Source organism: Streptomyces durocortorensis (assembly GCF_031760065.1).
In the GTDB taxonomy this organism is placed as follows: domain Bacteria; phylum Actinomycetota; class Actinomycetes; order Streptomycetales; family Streptomycetaceae; genus Streptomyces.
Window position 1 is genome coordinate 358,141 of sequence record NZ_CP134500.1, and the last position, 21,954, is coordinate 380,094.

Here is a 21,954-nt window from a genome sequence, read left to right on the forward strand (position 1 = left end):
CGGCATCCGGTCACGGTGAACCGACCCCGTTCACCGCGCCGGGCGGGCGCCTGCCAGTACGGCGGTGTGCACGGCCCGGGCGATCCGCGCGCCCCAGGCGGAGCGGGGTCCGGCGAAGGGTTCGCCGCCGGCCGGGCCCGGTTCCGGGGCGGCGACGCACACGGCGTCCGTGGGGGTTCCGGAGCAGTCGAGTCCGGCGTCCAGGAGCGCCTGGACCTTGGCTTCGGTGGCGGTGGCGACGGCGTTGACGAGGGCGGCGTCGGACAGGGCGACGGGAACGGTGACGACGATGTTGACCGTGCCGGGCCCGTGTGGTGACCCCGTGCCCTCGTCCGGGGCCGCCGCCCACCCCCGTACGCCGAGGCCCGCTGTGACGGTCGCGGTGACGCCGCCGTCGTGCCCGGTGGTGTACGCGGCGACCTCGGCCGCGGTCATCAGCCCGGCGCCGGGGCCGGTGAGCCCCTCCGCCGCGGCGATCTCGGCGAGGTGGCGGTCCGGGTCGAGGCGGGGGTAGCCGCCGGGGACCTGGACGTTGATGATCCAGGCGCGGGGGCCGATGCCGCCGCCGAGGACCGCGCTGCTGCACACCCGGACACCGGGGCCCAGCCGCCAGAGGAGGTGGTGGAGGCGCTGCCCGTCCTCGTGCCGTTCGCGCAGTTCCCCGCGTTGCGCGGGCAACTGGACGCCTACGGAACGGATGGCGCACTCCTGGTGGCTCGGCGGGTCGGCTGTGGGCTTCCCTGAGGTCGCCGTGACCCCCTGATCCTATGCGGGGACCCCCTGATCCCATGCGGGCACCCGCAGACCTCGTGCGGGCGGCGCCGCTCCCGCACGGACACCGCACCCTCACCCGTTCGGCCTAATCCGGGTCGGGGCCGCACCGCCCCGCCGTACCGCGCCCGGCGCCGCTCGCCGGGCCTCCGGGAGCCCGCCCCGGGAGCCCCCGTGGGCGCGGCCCGGGCGGGCGGGCGGTTGCAGCGTCCATGCGGGTGAGGCGCGATGGAAGCCGGACGCGCCACATCTGGTGGAGCCACCCACAGGGCGTGCCCGAGAGGAGGAATCGGTTATGGGAGCCGCTGACGGTTTCACGGATTCCGGAGAGCTCGACGGTCTGACCGTGTACGACGACAAGGGCGAGAAGGTCGGCAGCGTGGGCCGGGTGTACGTCGACGACGCCACCGGCAAGCCCGACTGGGTGACGGTCAAGACCGGCCTGTTCGGCATGAAGGAGAGCTTCGTACCGCTCGCCGGAGCCCGTCGAGTGGGCTCCGACCTGCATGTCGCGCATCCGAAGGAGAGCGTCAAGGACGCGCCTCGGGTGGACGCGGACGCGCATCTCTCCGTCGCCGAGGAGGAGGAGCTGTACCGGCACTACGGCCTGAACCGGAAGTCCGGCAATCTCGGGGAGGACCGGCCGACCGGCATGGACGCGCCGACCGTCGCCGGAACCGGGACGATGGGTGCGGCGGGTGCCGCGGGGACAGCCGGAGCTGCCGGTGGGGCCGCTGCGGGCATGACCCGTACGACGGGAACGGCAGGGACGCCGCCGGGCGCCAAGGCGACCGGGAAGGCCACGACGGTGGGGACGGGTGCCGGAGCGGCCGGTCCGGGCACGGCAGGAGGAACGGGCATGGCCGGGGCAGGCAGTGGTGGTACGGGCAGGCATCGCGACACGGACGCCGCCACCACGGCTCGCCCGCTGGCGGGTGCCGGAGCGGGCACGTCCCGGGCCGCCGACATGAGCGGCAAGGGGGAGATGATCCGCTCCGAGGAGCAACTGCACGTCGGCACGGAGGAGTACGAGAGCGGCAAGGCACGGCTGCACAAGTACGTGGTGACCGAGGAGGTCACCCGGACCGTGCCCGTGTCCCACGAGGAGGTACGCGTGGTCCGCGAACCGCTCCAGCCCGGCCAGAAGACCACCGGCACCACGGACATCGGCGAGCAGGACGTCGAGGTCACGCTGCACGCGGAGCGCGCCACCGTGCGCAAGGAGGCCGTGCCGGTGGAACGGGTACGACTGGAGACCGACCGGGTCACCGAGCAGAAGGAAGTCTCCGCCGAGGTCCGCAAGGAGAAGATCGACTACGCGGACGGCAAGGACATGGGCACCGGCAAGGACGCCGGTGGCGAGTTCGGCCAGGGGCGCCGCCGCTGACCGCGCAGCCATTTCACCGGTGGCCTGAACGGCCGCTCCCACGTCCTCGGCCGCCGGGCGGGCTCGTACCTCCGAGTCCGCCCGGCGGGCTGTCCGCTGCCGTCCTCGGTCAGCGGCGCGGCAGGAACCGTACCGAGGGCCGCCCGTCCGGGCCGTCCGGGGTGACGACGGCGCGCACCCGGTAGACGTCCTCGATGAGTTCCTCGGTGAGCACCTCGGCCGGGGTGCCGCCCGCGACGACCCGGCCCGCCTTCATCACGGTGATCCGGTCGCAGAACATCGCGGCGAGGTTGAGATCGTGCAGGGCGATGACGCTGGTGACGGGGAGGGCGGCGACCAGGGCGAGCAGGTCCAGCTGGTGCTGGATGTCGAGGTGGTTGGTCGGTTCGTCCAGGAGGAGTTCGCGGGGCTGCTGGGCCAGGGCGCGGGCGATCTGGACGCGCTGGCGTTCGCCGCCGGACAGGGTGTGCCAGGACTGCCCGGACCGTTCGGCGAGGCCGGTGCGCCGCAGTGCGTCGGCGACGGCTTCCTCGTCGGTGCGGTCCGGGGCGGACCAGGCGCGCCGGTGCGGGATGCGGCCCAGGCGTACGACGTCCAGGACGCTCAGGTCGACCTGGGTGACCGCGTGCTGGTCGACCACGGCGATACGGCGGGCGACGGTACGGCGGCCGAGACCGGCGAGGGGATGGCCGTCCAGGGTGACGACCCCGGTGGCCGGGGCGAGGAGGCCCGCGAGAATCCGCAGCAGGGTGGACTTGCCGGAGCCGTTGGGGCCGAGGAGCCCGACGGTGGCGCCGGGCGGCGGGGCGATGTCGACTCCGTCGAGGATGAGCCGCCCGCCCGCTCTCCTGCTGACCAGCTCGGCGCTCAGCCCGTGGGCGGGGGCGGCGGTGTGCGTCATGTCGTTCTCCGGGTGCGGTAGAGGACGAGGACGAAGACCGGGACGCCGATCAGGGCGGTGACGACGCCGACCGGCACCTCCTGCGGGTCCAGGACGGTCCGGGCGAGGGTGTCGACCCACACCAGGAACACCGCTCCGGCGAGCGCGGTGACCGGGAGCAGTCGCCGGTGGCCCGAACCGGTCAGGGCACGGGCGGCGTGCGGCAGGACCAGGCCGACGAAGCCGATCGCCCCGGCCGCGCTGACGAGGGCGGCGGTGAGCAGGGCGGTGGTGCACAGCAGCACGATCCGGGTGCGGCCCACGTCGACACCGAGCGCCGCGGCCGCGTCCTGCCCGAAGGCGAAGGCGTCGAGCGTACGGGCGTGAGCCAGGCAGACCACCAGGCAGACGGCGAGGACGGCGGAGCAGAACGCGACCTCGCTCCAGCCGACGCCGCCGAGCGAGCCGAGGAGCCAGAACAGCACCCCGCGGGTCTGCTCGGCGTCGGCGGAGGTCATCACGACGAAGGAGGTGAGGGCGGAGAAGAGCTGCATCGCGGCGACGCCGGAGAGCACGACCCGGTCGGTGGTGCCGCCCAGGGTGTGGCTGAGCAGCAGCACCAGGGCGAAGGAGCAGATCGCCCCGACGAAGGCCCCGGCGGACAGGGACACCGCTCCCCCGCCGACGCCGAGCACCACGATCACGACCGCCCCGGTCGAGGCGCCGGAGGAGACGCCGAGGACGAACGGGTCGGCCAGCGGGTTGCGCAGCAGGGACTGCATCACCGTCCCGCACACCGCGAGCCCCGCGCCGCACACGGCGGCGAGCAGGGTCCGGGGCATCCGCAGGTTCCAGATGATGCCGTCCCTGATCGGGCTGAGCTCCGAGTCGCCGATCCCGAGGTGGGCGGCGACGGCCGACCAGACGTCGGGCACGGAGATCCGGGCGGGCCCGATGGTCACGGCGACCGCGACGGAGAGCAGCAGGAGCAGGAGGCCGCCGGCCCAGAGCAGCACGGCGAGCGGCCCGCAGCCGCGGGCCGGGCGGGGCCGGTCGGTGAGGGGCGGTGTGCCGGCCCGCTCCCCGGCCGTACGGCTGCCCGTACTCAACCCGCGAGGCCGAAGTCGCGCAGTCCGGCCGCGACACGCTCCAGGCCCTCCACGGTGCGGATGGTCGGGTTCATCGCCTGGCCGCTGAGCAGCACGTAACGGCGGTTCTTGACGGCGTCCATGGTCTTGGTGACCGGGTTGGACTCAAGGAACTCGATCTTCTTCTCGGCGCTCTCGGCGGTCTGCATCGTACGGCTCAGGTCGCCGATGACCAGGACGTCGGGGTTGCGGTCGGCGACGGTCTCCCAGCTGATCTGGGGCCATTCGTCGTGCGTGTCGTCGAAGACGTTCTTCGCGCCGAGTTCCTTGGTGATGACTCCGGGGGCGCCGCAGCAGCCCGCGAGGTAGGGGGCCTTGGAGTCGGAGAACCAGTAGAGGAGTGACGCTTGGGAGGCGTCGATGCCCTCGGTGGCCTTCTCCACCCGCGCCTGGAGCTTCTTCACCAGGGCGTCACCACGCTCGGGTACCCCGAACACCTGGGCCAGTTCGCGGACTTCCGTGTAGACGCTGTCCATGGTGAGGGGTGCGGTACGGGCTCCGTCGCCGCCGCCGCTGTTGTCCTTGCCGGTGCAGTCGGCGGGCGAGATGTAAGTGGGGACGCCGAGCTTCTCGAACTGCTCGCGGGGGGCGACGCCGCCCTTGGCGAGGGTCGAGGCGAAGGAGGCGCTGAGGAAGTCGGGTTCTTTGTCGAGGACCCTCTCCGACGACGGCCGGTTCTCGGATATCCGCTCGACGCGCGCGTTGGCCTTCTCCAGGCCCTTCATGACCGGGTCGCTCCAGGTGGCGCTGCCCGCGAGGCGGTCGGCGAGGCCGAGCGAGAGGAGGATCTCCGTCGACCCCTGGTCGACCGAGACGGCGCGCTGCGGCGGGGCCTTGACCGTGACGGTGCGCCCGCAGTTCTTGAGGGTGACCGGATAGCCGTCGGCCTTGCCGCCGCCGTCGGCGGCCTGGTCGGTGGTGGTGCCGCAGGCCGTCAGCAGGACGAGTCCCGCGGCGAACAGGGCAGCGGTGCGTATCGGGGCGGGCAGGGCCGTGGGCAGCACGAAAGGACCTCGGTGTCTCTGGGCCCAGCCGCGGAGCCCGTCGTACGGTTCCCGTGCCCCGGTGCGGGGCGCGGGCGCCAGCAGGTCTTCGGACTCGGGTTCGTCCGGGCGGGACGCCTTCCCGGAGCAGGTGAGTACTCCAGTGGCCGTGGCCCCGCCCGTCCCCCTCACCGCTGCGCGTCAGTTCCGGTTTCGCACCGGATTCCCTGACCCCGTCGTTGGGGTTCGACTGGCCCCGGCAAGCTATCACGCGCCTTCGCACGGAATCAGAGGCGGTGAGGGTGCGCTGCGGACGACGTCCGGGAAGGCGGCCGGACGGGCCGTGCGGCGCGGGATCGTCCCGCCGCACCGGCCCGCCGGCTTCCGTTACGGCGTTACGGCGCTACGGCGTTACGGCGTTACGGCGTTACGGCGCCTGTAGGGCGATCACCGCGTTCTGGCCGCCGAAGCCGAAGGAGTGGCTGACGGCACGCCGGACGGGCAGCTCGCGCGGCGTCTTCGTGACGCAGTCGATGTCGAACCAGGGGGCCGGGGCGTCCAGGTTCGCGATCGGCGGGATCAGCCCGTGCTGGAGCGTGAGGATCGTCAGACCGGTCTCGATGGCCCCGGCCGCCCCCATGCAGTGGCCCAGCACGCCCTTGGGGGCGGTGACGGGCGGCCGGTGCGGGTAGGCCCGGCCGATGAGGGCGGCCTCGGTGGCATCGCCCTGGGGGGTGGCCGTCCCGTGCGCGTTGACATGGCCGACGTCCTCGGCGCGCCAGCCCGCGTCGCGCAGCGCGGCGTCCACGGCCGCCCGTGCGATGTCCCCCGAGGGGTGCGGGCTGGTGGGGTGGTGGGCGTCGGTGGTCTCCCCGACGCCCGTGATCAGGGCCCGGGGCGCGGCCCCCCGGGCGCGCGCCTCGCCGGCCCGCTCCAGGACCATGACGGCGGCGCCCTCCCCCATGACGAGTCCGGCCCGGTCGGCGGCGAAGGGGCGGCAGAGGCGGGCCGGGTCGCCGTCCCGCGGGGCCGCCGCGCCCGAGCGGGCGAGGCCTGTCATGGCGACCGGGAACACGATCGACTCGGTGGCCCCGGCGATCGCGATGTCGCACCGGCCGAGGGTCAGCAGGTCCCGGGCCACGGACAGCGCGGTCACCCCGGACGAACAGGCCGTGCACGGCGCCAGGCTGGGCCCGGTGGCCTTCATCCGGATGGCGATCTCGGCCGCGGGCATGTTCGGGATGGTGAGCAGGATGCCCGAGGGCGAGGTGGCCTCGGGTCCCCGCCGTTCCAGGGCGACGGCCTGTTCGGTGAGCCCGGCCGATCCTCCGCTGCTGGTGCCGACGACGACGGCGACCCGGGCTCCGTCCCAGCGCGCCGGGTCGAGTCCGGCGTCCGCGACCGCTTCCCGGGCGGCGAGTACGGCGAACTTGACGTACCGGCCCATACGGAAGGCCGTACGTCCGCCGACCGCGTCGTCCAGGTCGATGCCGGAGACCGTGCAGGCGAAGTCGACCGCGCAGCCGTCGAGTTCGGGGACGGTCCGGGCGGGCGACCGCCCGGCCAGGACCCCGTCCCAGGTGGTGTCGGTGGTGGTGCCGACCGGGGTGATCATTCCCAGGCCGGTCACGGCGATGGCGGGTCGCTTCATCGGGTGTTGCTCACCGGCACCGTGGCCCCGGCCGCCGCGCCGCCGACGGTCGCGTCGCCGCCGACGGCCGCGTCGATGAACGCGGAGACGTCGGCCAGCGTGGCGTCCTTGTACAGCTTCTCGGAGTCGGCGTCGACGCCGAGGGTCTCCTTGATGATGACCGCGAACTCTGCCACCGCCAGGGAGTCCATCTCCAGGCTGTCCATGGTGGATTCCGGCAGGATCTCGGCTGCGGGCACCTTGAACGTCTCGGTCAGCACCTCGGTGATCTTCGGGTGGATGGTCTTCACGGTGATTCCTCTTCCTCTGTGTGTCATCGACGTCGTGTGATCGGCGTCGCTGGAACGGCAGGTGGTCGAACGCGGCAACCCACCGCCGAAGTAACTGGAAGACGATCTTCCGGTTACGCCCTGGGGCGAACCGATTCGTCTACGCTCACCTGCGACTTCTCGAACCATCGAGAGACCATGGACGTGGTTCCCCAGTACGCCAGCAGGACCCCGCGGACGCCCAGCGCCGCCGCCCTCTCGCGCAGCGGGCGCCTCCTGCTGCCGCGGGCGGGACGCCGGAACTCCCCGGGACGGCCCCCGGCTCCGGCCATGCGGCCCCGGTGCCAGGGCCCCTCGGGGTCGTCGTAGGCCGCCGCGTAACCGGGCCCGGCGATCGGCCAGTCCGACATCAGCCGCTCCGGCAGGGCGAAGGACTCCACCAGGGCGGGCGTGTGCCGGGCCACGGCCGCGATCGCGTCCTCCACCGCGTCGGGGAGAAACGTGACCTGATCGGCGGTCAGCCGTCCGGTGGCGAGCAGGTCGCCGCTGTTGCGGGCGACCCACCGCAGCGCGAACAGCCGCCGGAGCTCCGTGAGCCGATCACGCGCGGGCCCTTCCGGCAGGGAGGCCACGGCCTGCTCGAACGCCTCGCCCGCCTGCCGGTAGCCGTACGCCTCGACGCCGAGCAGCGCGGCCGGGGAGGCGGCGTTCCAGCGGCCGAGCCGGTCGCCGGGCGGGGCGGCGCTCATCCGCTCGCGGGCGCGGGCGAACCACAGGTCCTCCACGGCCGTGAGCAGCCGGTCCAGGAACGCGGGCTCGTCGAGGTCGCCGGGCCCTTCGTCCACCGCCGACTCCCTCGTGGTCGCGCTGAACAGCATCTCGGCGGCGGCCTTGGCATGCACGGCCAGGTTGTCGCCCTCGGCGGTGATCGCGCCCTCGATGCCGGTGAACAGCTCGGTCATGCCGTTGTTCTCCAGCAGCCCCTGGGCCCCGCACCTCTCGCGGCACTCGACGATGACGCCTCGTGCCTGCCAGGTGATCCAGCCCTTGGCAACGGCCACCAGACGCTCCGCCTCGTCCCGGTCGGCCTCGGGAGCCGACTCCCAGCGGTCGAGCGCCCTGCGGTGCAGCAGGCTCATCGCGAAGACGGTCGCCATCGCGTTCGCCAGCGGCCCGTGGTGGGTGCGGTGGGCGTAGACGGGGACGCGCTGCGCGGCCCGCGATCCGGTGATCAGCCGGTGGCCCGCGTAACGGACGGCGATGGCCAGGGTGACCCGGGCGGAACCGACCGCGCAGGCGCTCATGGAGAGCTTGCCGGGGGTGACACGGCCGATGGAGGCGAGGAACCGCCTTCTGCGGTTGGCCAGTTCGCTGGTGAACCGGCCGTCCTCGCCGATCCTCCCCTGCGCACCGTCGAGCAGCGCGTCACGCGGGACGAAGTACCGGTCGAAGGAGGTCAGGCAGTGGTCGACCGGCGAGCCCATCCGGGCGGGCAGCCGCCGCACCCGTACGCCCGGCAGGGCGCGGACGTCGTCGGTGAGGGGGGTGAGGAAGAGGAAGACGCCGTGGTCGGCGCCGTCGGCGAGCAGCCTCGCCGCCACCACACCGGACTTGGGACCGCCGGCGGGGCTGGTGTTGGGCATGAACTTCTGCGCCCCGGCGTGCGGGGTGTGCAGGACGAAGCCGTCGCGTTCGCGGTCGTACGTCGCGGTCGTCTCGACGGCCGCCGCGTCGTTGCCGTGGGCCACCTCCGTACAGAGGAAGGTGCCCACGCGCCGCAGGGCGAGGTAGTCCGACAGATCACGGAGTGTGCCCGGGTCATGGTCGAGGAGGCTGCCGAGGAAGAGGTTGTAGTGGATGCCCGCGACGGTGGTCAGCGCCGGGTCGACCGGGCCGAGCCACTCGTGCAGGGCGGCGAGTGCCCGGGGGTCGGCGGCCAGCCTCGCGCCGCTGTCCAGCGCGTTGTTGAGGATGCGCAGCCGGTGGTAGGAGAGGGCGAGCCGTTCGTCAGGGGTGCCGCCACCGGGGCGGCGAAACGGTTCTGTTGTGAGCAGTCGCCGCCAGAAGCCGTGCTCCCGGCGGAAGTTCGGTCCGAAGAGCACGCCGGTGAGCAGGTCGTTCGTGGACGGCGGGGCCGCGTCGTTCGTGGTTACGGTCACGGTATGGGAACGATCAAGGAACGGCGAGGACACCCCTCGCCGTCCCAAACGGCCGTACGGATCAGGTGCGTTGGAAGGCCAGCGCGACGTTGTGTCCGCCGAAGCCGAAGGAGTGGCTCACGGCCGTCTCGATCCGCCGGGGGCGGGCCTCCTTCAGCACGCAGTCGAGCGGGAACGCGTCGGGGAGCGCGTCCAGGTTGGCGATCGGCGGAATGATGGAACGTTCCAGCGTCAGGACCGTGGCCACGGCCTCGATCGCGCCCGCCGCCGCCAGGGTGTGTCCGACGACGCCCTTGGGCGCGGTCACCGGCGGGCGGTGCGGGAAGAGCCGGGAGATGAGGGTGGCCTCCATGGCGTCGTTCAGGGGCGTGGAGGTGCCGTGGGCGTTGATGTGGTCGACGTCGCCGGGCGCCCAGCCCGCCTGGTCCAGGGCGGCCTGCACGGCCCGTTGGGCGCCCTGGCCGTCGGGGGCCGGGGCGGTGGGGTGGTGGGCGTCCGTGCTGGACCCGGCCCCGGTGAGCAGGGCGCGCGGACGGCCGCCCCGGGCGCGGGCCGTCTCCGCCCGCTCCAGGACGAGCATGGCGGCGCCCTCCCCGATGACGAAGCCGTCCCGGTCGGCGGCGAACGGCCGCGAGGCCCCCTCCGGGTCGCCGGTGCGGGTGGACAGGGCACCCATCCGGGCGAAGGCGGTCACCACCAGCGGGGTCAGGACCGATTCGGCGCCGCCCGCCACCACCACGTCGCAGCCGCCGCCGAGCAGCAGGTCGCGGGCGACGGCGATGGCCGTGGCCCCGGAGGCGCAGGCGGTCGCGGGGGCGAGGCTCGGGCCGCCCGCCTTCAGCGCGATGGCGACCTCGCCCGCCGCCGCGTTGGGGATCATCATCGGGACGAGCAGCGGGGAGACCGCGTCGGGGCCCGAGCCCGCGAGCTTCGCCGCGTTGTCCACCAGCACGGAGACACCGCCGACGCCCACGCCGAGGACCACCCCGACCCGGGTGCCGTCCCACCGCGCGGGGTCGAGTCCGGCGTCCGCGACGGCCTGCCGGGCGGCCACCACGGCCAGTTTCACGAACCTGGCCATCCGCCACACCGACCGGCCGCCCACCGCCGCGTCCAGGTCGATGCCGTCGACCGGACAGGCGAAGTCGACCGGCAGACCGGTCAGTTCCTCGCACCGCCGGGCGGTGGAGTGCCCGGAGCACAGCCCCTCCCAGAAGCTGTGCTCGTCCGCCCCTGCGGGTGTCACCAGACCGACCCCCGTCACCGCGATCGCGGTGCCGGCTCCGGCCTCGGTGCCCTGATCAGCGGGGAGCGACATGCTGTGTTCCTTCCGTAGAATCCGTGGAAATCGTCTGCGGGGTCCCCGGCCAGCGCAGGGCCGCCGAACCCCAGGTCAGCCCGCCCCCGAACGCGGTGATCAGCACCCGGTCTCCGCCCCGCAGCAGCCCCTGGTCCGCCGCGTCGGCCAGGGCGAGGGGGATGGAGGCCGCGCCGGTGTTGCCGACCCGCTCCAGGTGGGTGACGCAGCGGTGCGGCGCGATGCCGACCCGGTCGGCGACGGCGCTCAGGATGCGGGCGTTGGCCTGGTGCGGCACGAACCGGTCGACCTGGGCCGGGTCCCAGCCGACCCGGTCCAGGAGCGTGCGGCACGACCCGGTCATCCGCTCGACGGCGTGCTGGTAGACGGTGCCGCCCTGCATGCGGAAGTACGCGTCGTCCGGCTCCGGCGGCTTCCGGCCGGACCGGGCACGGGCGCCGCCGCCGGGGACCGTGATCAGGTCGTAGCCGGTGCCGTCGCTGCCCAGGTCGAACGCGAGCAGCTCGCCGGGATCGCCGGACTGCCCGGCGGCCACCAGGGCCGCGCCCGCACCGTCACCGAAGACGACGCCCGCCGAGCGGTCGGCCGGGTCGAGCCAGGTCGAGTAGACGTCGGCGCCGACCAGCAGGACCCGCTCGAAGAGGCCCGAGGCGATCAGCCCGTGGCAGACGGCGAGTCCGTAGACGAAGCCGCTGCACACGGCGGCGATGTCCAGCGCCGGTACGGTGCCGAGGCCGAGCCGGGCCGCGAGGGCGGGGGCGGTGCCGGGGCAGAGGTGGTCGGGGGTGGCGGTGGCGAGGAGCACGGCGTCCACGGGTCCGGCCGCCGGGTAGCCCGCGATCAGCCGGGAGGCCGCCTCGTAGGCGAGGTCGCCGGTGGCCACCCCGGGCCCGGCGCGGTGCCTGCTGCCGATTCCGGTGCGGCGGCGGACCCAGGCGTCGTCCACGTCCCAGTCGAGGGGCAGCCGGTCGTTGCCGACGGGCTCCCCCGGCACCCAGCCCGCCACGCTCTCCAACAGCGCCGTGCGCGCCCCGGCCGCTAAGGCGCCCGCCCGCGCCCCCGGCTCCGTACCGCTGTCGGCCGTCCGTCTCCTCGCCACCCGCTGCCCCGATGCCACCCGCTGCCCCGATCCCGTTGTCGTACTGCGACCGGTTGACGAACGGCGGAACGTCTCACGAGGGTGCGTTCGACTGCGCCGAACGGGTCATGACGATCAGTCAGTTGCGGGCCCGGGCCTCCCGGAGCTCGACGGCGTCGGGAGGGTTGGCTCCCGCACGGGAGACGGTCACGGCTGCGGAAGCGGTCGCACGGCCCAGGACATCGGTGACGATGTCCCGGCCGACGGCGTGCAGCCCGGCCCGGCCCGCCGCGCCGAGGAGCCCGTGCCGGGCCAGGGCGTGCAGAGTGCCGGACATGAACGCGTCGCCCGCTCCGACGGTGTCGACCACGGTGACGGGCCGTGCCTCGGCCGAGGCACGGCCACCGTCGAACACCGCGAACGCGCCCGCGCCGCCCCGGGTGACGAGGACCAGCGCGGGCCCGGCGGCGAGCCACCGCTCGGCGATCCGCTCCGCCTCCTCGCCCGGGTAGAGCCAGGCCAGGTCCTCGTCGCTGGCCTTCACCACGTCGCTGAGTGCGACACAGCGCTCGACGCGAGCCACCGCCGGGGCGTGCTCGCCCATCAACTCGGCCCGCACATTGGGGTCGTAGCTCACGGTGGCACCCGCCCGCAGCGACTCCACACCGGCCAGGACCGTCGTCGCTCCGGGCTCGACGACCGACGCGATCGAGCCGGTGTGCACATGAACCGGCGGCCGCTCCAGCGCCACCGGCCCCAGGGTCCAGCCGATCGCGAAGGTGTACGTGGCGTGCCCGTCGGCGTCGAGGGTGACGGCGGCGGTGGGGGTGGGCCCGGTGGAACCGTCGGTGCGGAGCCCGACCCCGGCGGCCGCCAGATGGTCCCGGATGAGCCGCCCGTGAGCGTCGGGGCCCAGCTGGGTGAGCAGGGTGGCGTCATGGCCGAGCCGGGCCAGTCCGTACGCGACGTTCGCCGGGCTGCCGCCCGGGTGTACCACGTCGGCCTCGCCCGGCAGCCGGACGATGTCGGCGACGCACTCGCCGATGACGAGCAGTTCACCGGGGTCGAGCATGGGGCCTGGCCTCCTGAGGTGCCGTGATGGGGGTGTCCTGGTCAAGCCTGACATTCTCCGGGGGCTCCGGAGCGGCTCGGCGGAGCCACAGGAGGGCGCCCGCGAGCAGGACGGCGGCGGCCAGCAGCCAGGGCAGCGGACCGAGCGGCAGCACTCCGGCGACGAGTCCGGCGGCCGCGCCGCACAACTGGAGGGCGAGCGACTGCACGGAGAGCGCGGTGGCCCGGCCCGAGGAGTCGACGCGGCGGTGGAGCAGGTCGTTCTCGTTGGGACCCGCGATGCCGAGCCCCAGGTAGACGAGCCCGTATCCGGCGGCGGCCGTCGCCGCGGCGAACGCGTCCGTGGAGGAGGCGGTGGAGGCCGTGATCCCGAGCAGGGCCAGACCCGCCGCGCCCGCCCCGAGGCCCAGGAGCGCCGCGCGTTCGCTGCTTCCGGTCCATCTGGCCGCTGCCGGGGCGAGTTGGCTGCCCAGGGCGGAGCAGACGAACCCGGCGCAGGCGAGTCCGGCGAAGAGTACGGCCCCGGACTCGGCGGCCCCGGTGAGCGCGGCGGCCCGGCCGGGGGTGAGGAGTTCGAGCGCGGCGAGCGCGGCCCCGGCGGCGCTCGCGGCCAGCAGTACGCGGCGGACCAGGGCGTCCCGGGCGCCGAGCCGCAACCCCTCGGCGACGGCGGCGGGCACGCCGCTCAGGATGGTGCGCAGGGTGGCCTTGGGCCGGGGCGGTTCGGACAGGGCCCGCAGGACGTGGAGGACGAAGACGACTTCGACGACCGCGCCGAGGAGCGCGGGCACCGAGAGCGGCAGGACGAGCCCGGAGGTCGCGTCGGTGAGCCAGGCGCCCGGGTCGGGGCCGAGGCCGAGCAGCCAGGGCAGCGCGCCGCCGAGGAGCGTGCCGAGGGCGAGCGCGACGGAGACCGCCGAGCTGCCCCGGGCCAGACCGGTGCGCACATCGGCGTCGGGTCCGGCGGCGGCGTGCACGGTGTCGACGTACCAGGCCTCGGCGGGGCCGCTGGACAGGGCGCGCGCCGAGCCCATCAGCGCCATGCCGAGGATGAACACCCAGGCGGCGGTGGTGAGTCCGAGCAGGGTCAGGGCGGTCAGGTTGAGGAGTCCGGCGGTGGCGAGGACGGCACGCCGCCCGATGACGTCGGAGAAGCCTCCGGTGGGCAGCTCCATCGCTGCGGCGGTGAGGGAGTGCGCGGCGAAGAATCCCGCGACGGCGGCGAGGCCCATACCGCGTTCGGTGAACAGGAGCACGGCGGGGGCGAGGCTCATACCGATGGGCAGCCAGAAGAGGAAGGAGACGGCGACGAACCGGCGACGCGCGGTCGCCTCGTCCAGGCCCGGCCCGGTGGGGGCGGGGGCGGGCACATCCGCCGCGCCGGTCGCGCCGCTCATATGGCGTCCCCCGCATCGGACGCATCGGACACCGTGCCGGGTCCAGCGGCGGCCGCCGCACGGTCCGGCCCGGCCACCGGGTCCGGGGCCAGCGGGAGTCCGGCGGTGAACAGGACGACCTGCTCGGCGCGGGGGTCGCCCGCGTCGCGGGCGGTCAGCTCGTCCGTCTTCGCCTGGAGAACCTCCCACAGCTCGGCGAGCGACTCGGGGGTCAGCCGGGGCATCGAGTCGCTGACGCCCGACGGCTCCTGCCACTCCTGACCCAGCCGGCCGCTCTCCAGGTCCGCCTCGTGGCGGTCCAGCGACTGCTGGAGGTGCTCGACCTGGCGGCGGCGCAGGACGCTGAGGATCGTGCTGCCGCCGGGGCTGCGGTGCATCGCCTCGTTGCTCCACGAGGTCATGCCGTGCACGGACTTCCAGCGCCGTTCCCGGCCGTCCCGGTGGTCGGCCTCGGTGACGAACGCGTACTTCGCGAGCACCCGAAGGTGGTAGCTGGTGGAGGCCGAGGACTCCCCCGTCCTGACCGCCAGCTCGCTCGCGGTGGCCGGTCCGTGCTGCCGCAGCAGGCCGAGGAGCGTGAGGCGCAAGGGGTGGGTGAGGGCCTTGAGGGCGGCCCCGTCCTGCGCCGGATCGAGCACGCGGTGGTCGTCGTCGCTGTCCATGGCGTCAGCGTAGGACGACGAGGACGCTTTCCCAAAGTATTTTTGCAGAATATTTTTTGGAAAATCCTGGAGCGGTCCGCTCAGGACCCCGGCCCGGCCCCCCGCCTCGCCCGGAGCACCGCCACCACCTCACGGCACCAGTCGCGGTTGGCGCGCTCGAAGTCCAGCCCCCGGCGGCAGGTGAGGTAAGGGCCGACCCGCGCCCCGCGCAGCAGGAACTCCGCCTCGTCGCGGTCGCCGCGCATGACGCGCAGTAGCTGTTCGAACGACGCGGCCTTGGCATCGGCGAAGGCGGCCCGCTCCAGGAGCCGTCCGATCAGCACCTCGGAGTCGAGGTGATCGGCCGCCTGCACCTTGACCAGCAGGTCGTCACGGAGGAACGAGGGCTTGGCGACGGCCGCCGCGAACCGCTCCAGCTCGGCCAGCCCCCCGCCGGTGACGCGGAACAGCCGCTTGTTGGGACGCGTTTCCTGGACGACCTCCCGCCCGGCGACCAGGCCCTCCTTCTCCAGCTTGGCCAGCTCCGCGTACACCTGCTGCGGCAGCGCGTGCCAGAAGTTCGCGACGCCCACCGCGAACGCCTTGGTCACCTGGTAGCCGCTCAACTCCTCGTCGAGCAGCGCCGCCAGCACGGCATGACGCAACGCCATCGGACCGCCTCACTCTCCCGCGCCCCGGCGCACCCCTGTCCGGAACACCGGGCCTCATGATAGTCATGAAACTGACTAGTCACTTTTATGACTATGCAGAGCGCCCCAACGAGGACGCGCCTCATCGAGGAGGACACATGACCACCGCAGTGGACCGCTTCCGCGCCGCCGTCGACAGCCGCGACCTCAGCGCCCTGGACGATCTGTTCACCCAGGACGTCCGGCTCTACAGCCCGGTGAAATTCGGCCCGTTCGAAGGCAGGCCGATGGTGCTCGGCCTTTTCGGGGTCCTGCTGCGCACCTTCGAGGACTTCCGTTACGTCGGCGAGTTCGCGGGCGCCTCGCAGACGAGCGCCGACGGGACCGAGGCCCCGTCGGCGGTCCTGCTCTTCCGGGCGACCGTCGGCGGCCGGGAGATCCATGGCATCGACCTGCTGCACCTGGACGAGGACGGACGGATCAAGGAGTTCACCGTAATGGTCCGCCCGCAGTCCGCGGTCCACGCGCTGGGCGAGGCCGTGCTCGCCGGCCTGGTCGCCGACGGACTCGTCCCCGCCCCGTAGAGCCCGGCCCCGTAGAACCGCCGCGTAACACCGCTGCGCGTCAACGCGCCCGCGCGGCCTCCAGTGCGTCCGCGACCAGGCCCAGGAACCGGGCATGGTCGCGGGGGCCGTACAGGGGCTCCGGATTCCACGGAACGACGGGCGTCGGGCGGGCGTCGCTCCCCCGCAGCGCGTCGAGCGAACCCGCGTGGGCGCGGATGTCGGTCAGGATCACCTCGGGACGCAGGGCGAAGGTGTCCGACCGGTCAAGCGTGGACCAGTTCGCACCGGAGCCTTCGGCCGGTTCCACGACCTGGACGCCCAGTTCGGTGAGGACGCGCAGTTCCGGCCACATCCGGGGACGCGCGACATGCGCCTGGTCCGGCCCGGCCGGAGAGAGAGCGAGCACCCGGGGCGTGTCGGCGGAGGTGGCGACGACGCGCAGCCGGGCCCGGGCGGCGTCCAGGTCCCGGTCCGCGTCCGCCCGGCCCGCCGCGCCGAGCGAGCGCGCCAGCTCGGCGAACCGGTCTCCGATCTCGGCGAACGTACGGGTCTGGCCGACGTCGATGACGACCACCGGGACCCGCTCCTCCAGGGGCTTGGCGGTCTCCGGGGCGAGCCCGTAGACATGACCGTTGCCGTAACTGACGGCCACCACGAGGTCGGGTCCGGCGCTCAGCAGCCGCCCCGCGTCCAGGCCGCTGCCCGCACCGACGTAGTCGACCTCGTGCAGCGGCAGCGTCCCGGCCTTGGCCCGGTCGGGGTCCGGGCCGTCGTGGTCGGAACCGAAGATTCCGACCGGCCGGACGCCCAGGTCCCACAGAGTGGCCCCGGCCTGGACATAGGCGAGCACCCGCTCCGGCGGCCGGGGCGCCGCCGACTGCTGACCCCGGTCGTCGGAGAACCGCCATTCGCTCTGTTCCGTCACGTCACACACGCCCCTCTGCCGCCGACTGCCGTCCCGGTCGTCCGAGTTCGTACAGGTGTACCTGCCCACCTCCCCGCCGCCACACCCCTCTGGCCAGGGAACAAACGCGCCCACCCGGCATCCGGAGCGACGGGCGGGCGAAATCACGGAATGTTAGAAAGTAGACACCCTCGGTCAACAGGGCAGTGCCCTGAGCCGGCCCCCTCCGGACGGAGTCGACTCTCCCCATGCGCCCACCCCTCCTGAAGGCGGCTCTGGCCGCCGCCGGCCTCGCATCGCTCTGCGCGGCCTCCGCGTGCGCCCCGGCACCGGCTCCGCCGCGCCCGGCGACAGGGGTGGCCGGGGCTGCGCAGTGTCCCGTGGTCGACGTCCTCGCCGTCTACACCCCGAAGGCGGCGGAGCGCGTCGGGGGCGAACACCGGGTGCCCGCCTCCGCCCAGCGCATCGCGACCAGGATGAACCTCTCCCTGGCGGCGGGCGGACTCTGCGGCACCATCCGGATCGTCCACCCCTACACGGCGTCCGGCTACGGGGGTTCGGAGGAGTTCCGCGCCGCGTACGCCGTCCTCAAGGACCACGCGTCGGCGGGGCTCGGGCGCCAGGTCCACGAGCAGCGCGCACGGTACGGCGCGGACCTGGTCACGCTCGTCGTGGACCGGGCGGAGCGGGGCGGCGGAACAGCGGACTACACGCCCGCGCTCGACGCTTCGACGCACGAGTACGCCTACGCGGTCGTCGACGTCGACGGCATCGAACTGGATTCGGCGAGCCACGAGATCGGCCACAATCTGGGCCTGGCCCACGACCGTACGACGCTGGCGGGCAACGCGAGCGGCTCGATGAACGTGAGCCGCACCCGCCCGTACAACACCGGCTGGATCACCGAGGACGGGAACCACTACACGATCATGGCGTACCGCTCGGCGTGCGGCGATCACTGCCGGCGGATCAGCCGGTTCTCCGGTGCGACGGGCACCTGGAACGGGCACCGGCTGGGCGACGCGGACAACGACGGTGTACGGGTGCTGCGCGAGACGATGCCGATCGTGGCCGGATACCGCGAGCGGGACTGACCGGCCCGACGCCCCCTAAGGGCCTGTCGTGCCGGGAGAGTCCCGACCGGGCCGGTCCAGTTCGACGTTGAACTGCGCCCCGGCCAGCAGGGAGAGGTTGGCGAACCATACCCAGATCAGGAAGACGACGAGTCCGGCGAGCGAGCCGTAGAGCCTGCTGAAACCGCCGATCCGGGTCGCGTACAGCGCGAAGCCCGCCGAGGCGGCGAGCCACAGGAACGCGGCCAGCACCCCGCCGGGCAGGCCGCGCCGGATGCCGCGCGCCGGACGCGGTCCGGTACGGAAGAGCACCAGGATCAGGCAGGCGACGAGGCACAGGAGCACCGGCCACTTGAGGACCGCCCAGAAGGTTTCGCCCTCGTGGGGCAGGCCGGCGCGGCGGCCGAGCCAGCGGGCCAGGGGGCCGGTCATGACCAGGGCGAACGCGCTGGTCATCAGCAGGACGAGCAGCCCGATCGCGGAGGCGACGATGATGTGCGCCTTGCGCAGCGCCGGGCGGGTGTCCTGGACGTCGTGCATGGCGTGCATCGCCCGCCGGAACACCGCGAGGTAGCTGCACGCCGACCAGACGGCGCTCACGCTGCCGGTCGCCACGAGCACCCAGACTGCGGTGCGCTCCTGGGTGGCCTCCTCCAGCGGGCGGCGCAGTGCCTCTCCGGACTCGGCGGGGGCGAAGGCCGTGATGTCGGCGATCAGGACCCTGGTGGCGTCGGGATTGGCCAGGCCGATCACGGACACGGTCACCAGGAGCGCTGGGAGCAGCGCGAGGATGGCGTAGTACGTCAGGGCGGCGGCCCAGTCGGAGACGTCGTCGTTCCACAGCGAGACCGGGGTGCGGCGCAGGGCGGTCAGCCAGCGGCGCGACGGGCCGGTGCGACCGGGACCGGCGGCGGGGGCGGTGCTTTCCGCGGGTGCGGCGGTCTGGGTGGGCAAGCTGGTACTCCGGGGAGGTGGGCGGACGCGGCGGGCGGTACGGCGGGTCCGTTCCCTTTCCCGGACGCGCCGACCGCTCTCGATCCTCTCCTGCCGCGTCGGCTCGGAAGCACACCCCTCCCCGGGCCCCGGGCGGGTGCGTCAGCCCTGGACGGCCGCGACTCAGTCGTTGACGGCCGTGAGGAGAACCACCGCGTCCTGGAGCGCCAGCAGCCCGTGCCGTTCCTGGGGGATCGGGTGCAGGGTCCCGGCCGGCAGCTCGGCGTCCCCGGAGGCGGCCGTGAGCCGGACCGTGCCGTGCAGGACGAGGAGGGAGGCGGCGGGCGGGGCGTTGTGCTCGTCGAGCGCGGTCCCCTCGGTGAGGGCGATCACCGTCTGCCGCAAGGGGGGCTCCTGGAGCAGGAGGTGGGCGCTGCGGCCGTGCGCGGAGGCGCGGGCCGCGGTCAGGTGTTCCTCGGCGAGTGCGTTGAGGTCGTCCATGTGCCCACTGTGCCGCAGCCGTGGCAGGCCCGCGATCCGCCGGGGCTCAGCCGGGTGCCTTCGCGGTGGAAACGCCGCCGGGCAGCCGGGCGGGCGAGCGGGGCCGGTGAGCGGAGGTACGTGACGCGGTCGCCGCTCACCGGCCCCGACGGCAGGCCGTCAGAGGCCGCCGGTGTACAACAGCCGGTCCGGCGAGCCCTGGCCGAGTCCCGAGAGCACGTCCGGAGTGGCCGTGTCCGTCAGCCAGCGCCTCACGGCGGCGGGCGAGGCCGACGGGTTCTCCTCCTTGTAGAGCGCGGCGACCCCTGCGACGTGCGGGCTGGCCATGGAGGTGCCGTTCAGCGAGACGGTGCCGCCGCCGAGGCGGGCGGAGACGATGTCGGCGCCGGGGGCGTACAGCTCAAGGCAGGAGCCCCAGTTGCTGAAGGCGGTCTCCCGGTCCTGCCGGTCGCTCGCCCCGACCGTGACCACACCGTGAGCGGCGGCCGGGGAGACGCCACAGGCGTCGCGGTCGTCGTTCCCGGCGGCCACGACGGGCAGCACGCCCGCGTGGGCGACGGCCTCGACCGCCGCGTCGACCGCGCGGGAGCGGGCCCCGCCGAGCGAGGCGTTCAGCACGGCCGGGGTGCCACTGCTCGCCGCGTCCCTGGCGACCCAGTCGAAGCCTGCGAGGATGCCCGCCCAGGTGCCCCGGCCCCGGCAGTCCAGGACTCGGACGTTGACCAGTGAGGCGTCCTCGGCCACTCCGGAGGTGGCGCCGCCCGCGGTGCCCGCGACGTGGGTGCCGTGCCCGTTGCAGTCCATGCCCCCGCGGCCGTCCCGGACGGAGTCGTAGCCGTTCACGACCCGGCCGCCGAACTCGCTGTGCGCGGCGTCGATCCCGGTGTCGACGACGTACAGCTTGACGCCCCGGCCGGTGGCCGTGGTGGTGAAGGTGCCGTCCAGCGGCAGGGTCCGCTGATCGATGCGGTCGGTGCCCCAGCCGGCCGCGGGGGCCCGGAAGAAGTCTCCCGCCCTGGGCGCGTCCACGGCCACTTCGGCGTTCTCCTCGACCGCGAGCACCCCCGGTACGGTCCGCACCGCTTCGAGTTCGGTGGCGGTGAGCGTGGCGGCGAAGCCGTGCATGACATTTCCGTACGTGAACAACGGGCGGAGCCCGAACTCCTTCAGGACGGCGTCCGGCGAGAGTTCGGGCTCCAGGGTGACGATGTACTGCCCGGGCACGGCCCGGGTGGACCGCTCCACCGGGACCCCTTGCGGTCCGGTGTCGGCGGAGGCCGGGGCGGGGGCGGCGATCAGCGGGGCGATCAGCAGCAGGGCGGCCGTGGCCCAACGGGCGGGCAGGCGCATGCATTCTCCTCGGGGTGGGGAATCCGTTCACGGATCGGGTGCATCCGCGAAGCACGAACACCCGTTCCTTCGTCCCGGCCCGTCGGGCGCCTTAGCGGGTTCAGCCGGACAGCGCAACGCTCGGGGTCAGCCCCAGCCGGACCAGATCGCGTTCGACGTCCGCCGGCGGGTCGTGGCGCGCCCAGCTGCCCACGGCCACCTCGGCGGTGATGCCGGGGCCGAACCCGGCGATCAGCCCCTGCGCGGACTCGGCCGCGCCCCCGTCGTCGAAGAGCCGCGCCAGGGCGTCGAAGACGACGGAGCTGGCGATGTTGCCGCGCTCGGTGAGGGTGGCCCTGCTGTACCGGAACATCTCCGGCGGCAGTTTCAGGAAGTGGCACAGGTCGTCCAGAATGCGCGGCCCGCCCGCGTGGACGATGAAGAAGTCCATGTCCGGTACGGACCAGCCGTGCAGATCGACCAGGTCCTGGAGCACCGGGGCCAGCATCTCCATGGTGCCGGGTACCCGCTTGTCGAGCAGGAAGTGGAACCCGGTGTCGCGGACCGCGTAGGAGATCCAGTCCTCGGTGTCGGGCACCAGGTGCGAGCCGTTGCGCTCCAGGCGCATGCCGGTGCCGCCCTGACCCCGGACGACGGCGGCGGAGACGGCGTCCCCGAACAGGCCGTTGGAGAGCAGCGATCCGACGCCGATGTCGGTGGGCTGGTAGCAGAGCGAGCAGAACTCGCAGGAGACGATGAGGACGTTGGCCTCGGGGTAGGCCCGGCAGAAGTCGTGCGCGCGGTTGATCGCCGCGCCACCGGCCGCACAGCCGAGCTGCGCGATGGGCAGCTGTCTGGTCTCAGGTCTGAACCCCATGGTGTTGATGAGCCAGGCGGTCAGCGAGGGCATCATGAAGCCGGTGCAGGAGACGTAGACGATCAGGTCGATGTCGGCCGGTTCGGTCTCGGCGTGGGCGAGGGCCTGCCGGACGACTTCGGGGACCCGGGCCTTGGCCTCGGCCTCGTACACCTGGTTGCGCACCTCGAAGCCGGGGTGCTTGAGGGTCTCCTCGACGGGCTGCACGAGGTGCCGGGTCTGGACGCCGGTGTTCTGGATGAGCCGCAGGACGAGGTCGCGCTGCGGGTGCCCGTGATGGGTCTCCCGCGCCAGCTCCAGGGTCTGCTGCATCGTGATGACGTGCTCGGGCACAGCGATGGCCGGTCGGCACAGGGTCGCCATGGGTT

Annotated in this window: 21 protein-coding genes and 1 riboswitch; of the genes, 3 read left to right on the top strand and 18 right to left on the bottom strand. The window is 73.6% G+C overall.

Annotated features, from left to right (window positions below; translation table 11 throughout):
• Positions 1-30: 30 nt before the first annotated feature.
• Positions 31-678, bottom strand: a complete 648-nt coding sequence (locus RI138_RS01375; protein WP_311118406.1) for an adenosylcobinamide amidohydrolase — start codon at positions 676-678, stop codon at positions 31-33.
• A 388-nt stretch (positions 679-1,066) separates the two neighbouring features.
• Between RI138_RS01375 and RI138_RS01380 the strand changes: the two genes are divergently transcribed.
• On the top strand, positions 1,067-2,158 hold the full coding sequence (locus RI138_RS01380; RefSeq protein WP_311118407.1) for a PRC and DUF2382 domain-containing protein: 1,092 nt from the start codon (positions 1,067-1,069) through the stop codon (positions 2,156-2,158).
• Positions 2,159-2,267: 109 nt separating this feature from the next.
• Here the strand turns inward: RI138_RS01380 and RI138_RS01385 are convergent, their stop codons facing one another.
• The 12 genes from RI138_RS01385 to RI138_RS01440 all read right to left on the bottom strand — a co-directional run bounded on the left by RI138_RS01385 (position 2,268) and on the right by RI138_RS01440 (position 15,424).
• A complete protein-coding gene (locus tag RI138_RS01385; RefSeq protein ID WP_311118408.1) occupies positions 2,268-3,059 on the bottom strand; it encodes an ABC transporter ATP-binding protein in 792 nt (263 codons plus the stop codon).
• Entirely contained in the window at positions 3,056-4,147 is a 1,092-nt protein-coding gene (locus RI138_RS01390) for an iron chelate uptake ABC transporter family permease subunit (protein ID WP_398862120.1), read from the bottom strand. Before RI138_RS01390 ends, RI138_RS01385 begins: the two co-directional genes overlap by 4 nt.
• The gene (locus RI138_RS01395; protein ID WP_311118409.1) at positions 4,144-5,190 is read right to left on the bottom strand and encodes an ABC transporter substrate-binding protein; all 1,047 of its coding nucleotides are present in this window, start codon (positions 5,188-5,190) and stop codon (positions 4,144-4,146) included. The genes RI138_RS01390 and RI138_RS01395 overlap by 4 nt, the downstream gene beginning before the upstream one ends.
• Positions 5,191-5,252: 62 nt before the next feature.
• A riboswitch (cobalamin riboswitch) is annotated at positions 5,253-5,439 on the bottom strand.
• A 157-nt stretch (positions 5,440-5,596) separates the two neighbouring features.
• The gene (locus RI138_RS01400) at positions 5,597-6,820 is read right to left on the bottom strand and encodes a beta-ketoacyl-[acyl-carrier-protein] synthase family protein (RefSeq protein WP_311118410.1); all 1,224 of its coding nucleotides are present in this window, start codon (positions 6,818-6,820) and stop codon (positions 5,597-5,599) included.
• Positions 6,817-7,110 (bottom strand): acyl carrier protein, encoded by a 294-nt coding sequence (locus RI138_RS01405; protein WP_311118411.1) that lies wholly within the window; start codon positions 7,108-7,110, stop codon positions 6,817-6,819. The genes RI138_RS01400 and RI138_RS01405 overlap by 4 nt, the downstream gene beginning before the upstream one ends.
• Before the next feature lie 113 nt (positions 7,111-7,223).
• Positions 7,224-9,248: an acyl-CoA dehydrogenase family protein gene (locus tag RI138_RS01410; protein ID WP_311118412.1), complete on the bottom strand. Its 2,025-nt coding sequence runs from the start codon at positions 9,246-9,248 to the stop codon at positions 7,224-7,226.
• Between the two features lie 61 nt (positions 9,249-9,309).
• Positions 9,310-10,566 carry a beta-ketoacyl-[acyl-carrier-protein] synthase family protein gene (locus tag RI138_RS01415; RefSeq protein ID WP_311118413.1) on the bottom strand — a complete coding sequence of 419 codons (1,257 nt, stop codon included), beginning with the start codon at positions 10,564-10,566 and terminating at the stop codon, positions 9,310-9,312.
• A complete protein-coding gene (locus RI138_RS01420) occupies positions 10,550-11,584 on the bottom strand; it encodes a beta-ketoacyl-ACP synthase 3 (protein ID WP_311122781.1) in 1,035 nt (344 codons plus the stop codon). The genes RI138_RS01415 and RI138_RS01420 overlap by 17 nt, the downstream gene beginning before the upstream one ends.
• Before the next feature lie 199 nt (positions 11,585-11,783).
• Entirely contained in the window at positions 11,784-12,716 is a 933-nt protein-coding gene (locus RI138_RS01425; protein ID WP_311118414.1) for a carbohydrate kinase family protein, read from the bottom strand.
• Positions 12,700-14,112 carry an MFS transporter gene (locus tag RI138_RS01430; RefSeq protein WP_311118415.1) on the bottom strand — a complete coding sequence of 471 codons (1,413 nt, stop codon included), beginning with the start codon at positions 14,110-14,112 and terminating at the stop codon, positions 12,700-12,702. Before RI138_RS01430 ends, RI138_RS01425 begins: the two co-directional genes overlap by 17 nt.
• Positions 14,109-14,774 (bottom strand): helix-turn-helix domain-containing protein, encoded by a 666-nt coding sequence (locus RI138_RS01435; protein WP_311118416.1) that lies wholly within the window; start codon positions 14,772-14,774, stop codon positions 14,109-14,111. Before RI138_RS01435 ends, RI138_RS01430 begins: the two co-directional genes overlap by 4 nt.
• Before the next feature lie 80 nt (positions 14,775-14,854).
• Positions 14,855-15,424, bottom strand: a complete 570-nt coding sequence (locus RI138_RS01440; protein WP_311118417.1) for a PadR family transcriptional regulator — start codon at positions 15,422-15,424, stop codon at positions 14,855-14,857.
• Positions 15,425-15,561: 137 nt separating this feature from the next.
• Between RI138_RS01440 and RI138_RS01445 the strand changes: the two genes are divergently transcribed.
• A complete protein-coding gene (locus RI138_RS01445) occupies positions 15,562-15,987 on the top strand; it encodes a nuclear transport factor 2 family protein (protein ID WP_311118418.1) in 426 nt (141 codons plus the stop codon).
• A 40-nt stretch (positions 15,988-16,027) separates the two neighbouring features.
• Here the strand turns inward: RI138_RS01445 and RI138_RS01450 are convergent, their stop codons facing one another.
• Complete coding sequence (locus RI138_RS01450) at positions 16,028-16,894, bottom strand: substrate-binding domain-containing protein (RefSeq protein ID WP_311118419.1); 867 nt, start codon at positions 16,892-16,894, stop codon at positions 16,028-16,030.
• A gap of 227 nt (positions 16,895-17,121) precedes the next feature.
• Between RI138_RS01450 and RI138_RS01455 the strand changes: the two genes are divergently transcribed.
• Positions 17,122-17,967, top strand: a complete 846-nt coding sequence (locus tag RI138_RS01455) for a M12 family metallo-peptidase (protein WP_311118420.1) — start codon at positions 17,122-17,124, stop codon at positions 17,965-17,967.
• 15 nt (positions 17,968-17,982) lie between these two features.
• Here the strand turns inward: RI138_RS01455 and RI138_RS01460 are convergent, their stop codons facing one another.
• From RI138_RS01460 to RI138_RS01475, 4 genes are all read right to left on the bottom strand, one after another.
• Complete coding sequence (locus RI138_RS01460) at positions 17,983-18,900, bottom strand: YihY/virulence factor BrkB family protein (protein ID WP_311118421.1); 918 nt, start codon at positions 18,898-18,900, stop codon at positions 17,983-17,985.
• A gap of 162 nt (positions 18,901-19,062) precedes the next feature.
• Positions 19,063-19,380, bottom strand: coding sequence for a cupin domain-containing protein (locus RI138_RS01465; protein WP_311118422.1), 318 nt, complete (start codon positions 19,378-19,380; stop codon positions 19,063-19,065).
• Positions 19,381-19,539: 159 nt separating this feature from the next.
• Entirely contained in the window at positions 19,540-20,730 is a 1,191-nt protein-coding gene (locus tag RI138_RS01470) for a S8 family peptidase (RefSeq protein WP_311118423.1), read from the bottom strand.
• A 100-nt stretch (positions 20,731-20,830) separates the two neighbouring features.
• Positions 20,831-21,949: a 3-oxoacyl-[acyl-carrier-protein] synthase III C-terminal domain-containing protein gene (locus tag RI138_RS01475; RefSeq protein WP_398862127.1), complete on the bottom strand. Its 1,119-nt coding sequence runs from the start codon at positions 21,947-21,949 to the stop codon at positions 20,831-20,833.
• Between the last annotated feature and the right edge of the window lie 5 nt (positions 21,950-21,954).